This is a genomic window from Bacillota bacterium, from assembly GCA_040754675.1.
Classification (GTDB): domain Bacteria; phylum Bacillota; class Limnochordia; order Limnochordales; family Geochordaceae; genus Geochorda.
The window spans coordinates 1-6,143 of sequence record JBFMCJ010000250.1 but is presented as its reverse complement, the minus strand read 5'-3'; the positions used below and the strand labels follow the sequence as shown (position 1 = coordinate 6,143).

The following is a 6,143-nucleotide window of genomic DNA, read 5'->3' as shown; positions in this document are numbered from 1 at the left end:
GTGCAGGAGGTAGTAAATGGTCAGGTTGTCCAGGGGTACCATTTCCGCTGCCTCGGCATCCGCCGACAGCACCCGCCCCACCACATAATCGACCACGATCCGGCGGACGTGATGCAGAAACTCAGAGACACTCATGAGCCGGTTGGGCTCGTTGGCCTTCTTCACCAGGGGGTACTTGCTGTACGCCTCCAGAGCCGGTCCCGTGGCTGCCCATACGAAGTCCGGCCCCCGAATGCCGGCGTCCCAGAAGGCCTGCAAGCGCTCGTAGATGCGGCTGCGCATGGCTTCCAGCACGCGCGTATCCCAGCCCGGCGGGGCAGTCTCGGGCCGCTTGCGGCATACCAGCCACACCGACGAGGCAAGCGCAGCCGATTCTCGCGCACGCATGCGCGTGTTCATCTCTGTCTGGATCGGCCAGGAGGCAGTGACTACAAATCCAGCCCTTATTATGGAAGAAACCAGCGTTTCCCAGGCTACCGGGTCCTTGTGGGCGAAAACGACCACCATGCTCCCGCCGGGAGCCAGGGTATCGTAGCAGCGCCGGAAGGCACGGTACATCCCTTCCTCGTACGCTTGCCGCGACCTGGAGGCATCGCCCCCGAAGCGACTGGGGTCATCCACCAGTTCCCCGTCGTTCCTATCGTGATCCCACTTCGGCCCGAGCGGCTCTCGGAAAACCTGGGCCATCTCCGCGTTAAGGTCACCCACACACCGCCTGAGCCACACGTAAAAGAAATCCATCGTATCGGAGTACGGGATGGCGTCGTAATACGGCGGGTCCGTGAACACCAGATCCCACGTGCCGCCATCTCCCAGGCCGGTCGCAGAGGTAGCCTCAACCGATGGCGCTTCGGCGCCACCCGTCCCACATAGGAGATGCTGAAGGACCTTGGCCACCCACACAACCGCATCGCGGTAATTGCCGGTCGCGTCGCTCAGCGGGTTGACTTCGCAGTAGTCCCACACCATGGGAAGCGCGAAACGACTGAACGTGTTGTCGACCTTCTCGTAGCCAACGTCCCACCTACATTGACCGCTGGCACGGTCGGCAAGCCTGTCGAGAGCAAGCGACAGGTAGGCCAGCACGGCACCCATCCATTCATCAGGGTAGCCGTGGTCGCGCATGGCGTGCCGCACGTCCCTGGTGTGCTTGAGGAACGTACCCAGGGCCGCCAGTTGGCGCGGCGTGAACAGATGGCTCCATTGCTTAAACCCGTAGCGGGGGACGCGGAAGCCCAGGGCCTCCTTCGACGGCAACGGTTCAGAGGGCAGTCCAAAGGGGATCTCGGCGAAGATTTCACTGACCGCGTCCGCAGCAGCCGCGGCTGCCTCAATGTCCGCTGCGGTAGGTAGGCGATACTCCTTGCCGCTCGAGCCATCGACCACCACCGCGGTCATCTGGGCGCCCAGGCGGCCAGCACCGGCCTCGGACCGGATGTCGTCGAGCGTCATCGCCACGGTACCGGGGCGACCACATACCGGACACCACGCGCCGGCGCGGGACATCGTACCCCGCCCCACCCGGCGGTCATATTCGCGCCGTTGCGCCTCACTGCCCTTCCATTCCTCCTCACGCACGATCTGAAAGTCCACCCCGGAACGATCCTGCCGCGGAACAATCTCCAACCGGACACGCTTCTTCGGTTTGCGGCATAGCCACAGGGTCTTCAGGAGCGGCACGGTTGCCCGGCAGTTCTTGCAGGTAACCGTGCGGGCCCAGAGATAAGCCACCGTGGTCTTACCATCCACCACCGGGTAGAAGCGCTCGAGGTCCCGGCGTGCCCGCTCGAGCACCCAGTGCCCCCACAGCAGCACGTGCTGGCTGAGGCCCACGGCGGGCGACAAATCGATCTGCTGCTGGCTTTCGCGCTTTGAGCGCTTCTTGGAGGAACGCCCTTTCCCAAACAGTTCCGGGTTAAGTAGGTCGCGCGCAAAGGGAGGCATGGGTAACGTCTGGCCCGCGAAGCGTTGGGGGTATTCGAGAGTGCACTTCAGGATGAGCCAGGCGACAGGGTTGATGTCTACTGCCCTAACCTGGCAACCCAGGCGCATCGCTTCCAGCGGGATGGCCCCGCCCCCGGCAAAGGGGTCGAGCACCCGCGGGGCACGCCCGCCGAACACCTTCCGGATCTGACTGCGGAAAAACTCTAGGTCGGGGCCGCTTTCCCGGCCCCAGTGCAGGATCCCGCCCTCGGTGCACTCCTTCTCCACCGGCTCTTCTGTCCCGCCGACCGAACGGGTGCTTACTTTCTTCACGATGCGGCCGGCCAGGCGATCCATAAGGCGCGCACGCTCAGCTTCGGTGCCCGGGTCCGGCAGTAGCGTAGCGATGAGAACCGCCCTGCAGGCGGCCAGAGGCCGCCGTGCGGGCCAGATATGTAGGGTGGATATGTGGCCGTGGCGCACGTTTTTCTCGTGCAGCGAGTCCAGCGACACCTGTTTCAGGGGAAAAGCCACCTCTATGAGGCGTGGTCCATCTGGGTTCACGGTCTAGCCCTCCCGCCTCGAAGATTCCTGTCTGGTCAACACGCGAAAGTCATGCTCGCTGATCCGGCGCGTTGCCTGGGCAAACCAGGACCACGACTTGCCGGGGTCGCGTTGCTTGAAGGCATCCATACGGGCCCTGGTGGCAGCATCCAGTACAACTGGCCTGTCAAGGTAGAGGGTGGGATTCCGAAGGCTGAACACCCAGGGATACTTCTCGGGGTGGCGTACCCGTGGGTGCGGTTTGTTCTCTGGGAGAGAGGCAACCTCGGCATGGGCAATCACGCCCTTGCCGGTGGCGTAGAAGCATATCCAGTCCCCTGGCTTGATTGACTTGCGACCCGGGGTGCGGTCGCCGTATGCGTAAATCCTCTCGCGCCCCACCAGGGTCTCGATGACCTGATCGGCCGTCTGCTCTTGGTCCCCTTTCACCGGGCTGAACCAGTAAGCAGGCCCTTCCCCCGACTCACGGGGTCTTTCGGGCTCGGTGGTCACGCCCATTGCAGCGGGGGTCTCGACGGCCTCCCGCTGAAGTACGAGGCGCGACATCAGGTCCACCAGGGGATCCACGGTTGGCCGTGACGGCCGGACTATGGTGAGCAACTCCTCATGGCCGACGTCGTAATCGCGCATCATTTCCGCGAGCAGAAGCAGGGCCGTCACTGAGATGATCCGCAGCTGGTGCGACCGCCTCTCCGACAGAATCGAATTCTCCAGACTGTGCAGTTCCGGGTCCGGCCGTCCCACCACGTACAGGCCGAGCGCGGATTCCCAGTTGGGGATGAGTCGCTCCGAGATGAGCTCGTCGACATAACCAACCAGCGTTGCGGTTTTGATCGCATAAACCTCCGTTGTCTTCACCTCAACCACGATGTGAAACCCGGTGGGAGAGCGCCAGTGACCGTCGAACCCGATCTCACCCTTTGCCCCCTGGTACCTGCCGTAGGTCACCTGGAACCCCATCAGCTCCCCCAGGCGGTTGACCAGGTCCTGCAAGGCGCGGCTATACTGATCGCCTGGGGTGCGAAGACACTCCTCCACATAGTCCCGGAGTTGCCCCAGGTCGGTGATAGTCTCCCTGAGGAAGTCACGGAACCGCTCCCTCGGCGTGCCCTCGCCGGGACTGTCGTCCAGCTTGCCCACCAGGGACAGTACCCGGCCCAGGGTGATTTCGGCCACTCTGCCCACCCCCTCATTCGGTCTCCGCAGCCGCCAGGACGCTGGACTCGTCTATCACCACGCCCCCCTTGGCCCGTACGAGCAGCCTGGCGAACGGATCCTGCACGCGGACCAGCCGGGGATTGGCCGTGGCGCAGTTGTACACCACGTACAGCCAGTACGACTCACGCAGGTTGGCCGCCTTGGCCCACTCGTTCTCAGTGAGCTCCACGTCGCCGACGCCTCGCCGGCCCTTAACCTCGATACACCTCAGCTCACCCTGGGGTCGTCGGGAGAGGAGGTCAAACCCCATCCGCCGTTCAGGAGCGGAAACGTCCTCGACCACCGCACCACAGGACTCCTCATGGGCCCGGGCCACGCTCATGGCAATGCGTTCAATCTCCCTGTCATGCTGTTCCCGTTCGACCGGGTCAGAAGACGGCAACACCAGCGCATGGGCCAGAAATTGCACCTCAGTGACCCTGACCAGTTCGGGCTCCCTTCGCACAGCCGCCAGAGCCTGCTCCCGCTCGGCGTAAAGACCCTCCTGCTTGCGGCGCACGAGGCCCAACAACCCGGCCGCCTCGGTATCCCCCGAATCTGCCCTCTTCTTCAGCCGGGTCCTCGCCTCCAGGAGTTCAGCCTCCTGGAGATCGAACCCAACCCGCAGCAGCGCTTCCCGCCTCTCTGCCAAAGCGTTAAGGGATCGTACGTGCTTCGCAGCCAGCTCCCGCCCCACTGTCTCCCGGAGATAGGTGCCCGCCTCCTCGACCGCTCGCCGGATGCGCTCGAGCGACGGCCACGACGCCGGGGCAAAGCGGGTAGCCGGTCTCACCACCATCAGCCGCTCCAGCGGGCACTCGGCGACAGCACCACTCAGGGCCTGCTCCAGGGCAACCAGCCTTTCTTCCAGGACCACCTCTCTCCCCAGGTAGTCCGGGAACTGTTCGTCGGCTGCCCGCACGATCTTAACACGGGCCACGTGGAAGAAGTATGGCTCCTCAGCGTACACATCCACAAAGACAGCCCCGCAGAGCGCTGCCGGTGCAGCCATGTTGCAGAAGTATTCAAGGTAGGCGTCGAAGAACGGTTCCCCTGGACGGAGGAACAATGCCTTCTCGCCTTCCCGGGGTCTGTGGACCGTCAGCGGGATCGGCTTGCCGCCCGTCGCTTCCTCAAGCGCAATCTCCAGCACCGCAGGCAGACCTTTGAGGTACAAGTGGGTGTTGGTGTCTCCGGCAACCTCCGCCCCCAGCAGGGGAGCACTCTTCTCGAGGAACCGCTGCACGTACCCCGGCAGCAGCTTCTCGAGTCGTTCCTGCTCTTTCCGCGCTGCCAACAGCGGCAGTTGGGAGAGCACGTTTTCCTGGCCCTCCCGGAGTTGCGCATCCGCCTCCTGGATAGCCCGCACGCGGTCGGCCGAGAGCAGGTCCGCGATCCGGCGGGCTTCCGCCTCGGGCTGGCCCTCCAGCACGGCTCGCATTATGACCTCGGACAGGGAAACATCTCCCAACTGCTGGCCGATGACGTCGAACACTCTGTCCGATCCCATCTCACTGCAGATGGCTTCTAACTTTTCGAGCAGGGTCTGCAGCACTCGGCCCTCGCGGGTATCCGCTGCAACCATGTTGATGAGCAGCACGGGGTCGTGCTGTTGCTTGTAGCGGTGCACGCGGCCGAAACGCTGCTCGATGCGCGCCGGGTTCCAGGGTACGTCATAGTTGACGGCAATCCAGCAGAATTGCAGGTTGATGCCCTCACCGGCAGCATCCGTAGCCACCAGGAAACGGCACCGCTCGCGGAACTCCTCAACCTGCACCTCACGCAAGGGGTAGGGCAGGCCCCCGTGGATGAAGCCAACCCGGCCGCCGTAACCCACTGCCTCCAGTCGGCGCACCAGGAACTCCGCCGTATCCCGGTGTTCGGTGAAGATCAGAAGCTTCTCCCCGGCGAAGCGCGGGTCCTCGATCAATGTCCGCAGCTTCCCGAACTTGGCATCCTCTCCCTCTGTATGCACCCGCCGGGCGAGCTCGAGCAGCCCCTGCACTTCGTCACATTCTGCCCTCAACTCCGCCAGAGTTGTGGCAGCCGTCGCACCCATGGCCTCCCCTTCGGCTATGTCCCGCTGCTCACGCTCCCCTTCCGCCGCTTCTTCGTCACCGGTCATGGCCTCAACGTCCAGCACCCTCCGGGTCTGCTGGTCCCTGCGCCACTGCTCCTCGGAGATCTGGAGGGATTCCAGCGCTTCCAGGTCAGCACGCAGCCGTTCCATCCGGCGCTCCAGCGAGCGCAGTAGCGCCCAGGTCGAACTGGCGGCCCGGCGCTGGAGGACGCTCATGGCGAGCTTTGCGGCGGACCGGTTGAGTCGGCGGGCGCGGTTATAACCGGTGCGAACGTACTCCGTAACACGCTTGTACAGTTGCCGCTCGAGCGGAGTTAGCGAGTACAATACGGTACGGCTTTCCCTGGTAGGAAAGATGCGGGAACCATCAAACCGCACC

General features: G+C 64.0%; 3 protein-coding genes. All 3 read right to left on the bottom strand.

The window, feature by feature from the left end; translation table 11 throughout:
* Positions 1–2,487 (bottom strand): DUF1156 domain-containing protein (locus AB1609_13965; GenBank protein MEW6047566.1); only part of this gene is annotated, 2,487 nt, incomplete at its 3' end.
* 3 nt (positions 2,488–2,490) lie between these two features.
* Positions 2,491–3,663: an EVE domain-containing protein gene (locus tag AB1609_13960; GenBank protein MEW6047565.1), complete on the bottom strand. Its 1,173-nt coding sequence runs from the start codon at positions 3,661–3,663 to the stop codon at positions 2,491–2,493.
* A 13-nt stretch (positions 3,664–3,676) separates the two neighbouring features.
* Positions 3,677–6,143: helicase-related protein (locus tag AB1609_13955; protein MEW6047564.1), on the bottom strand; the 2,467-nt coding region annotated here is incomplete at its 5' end.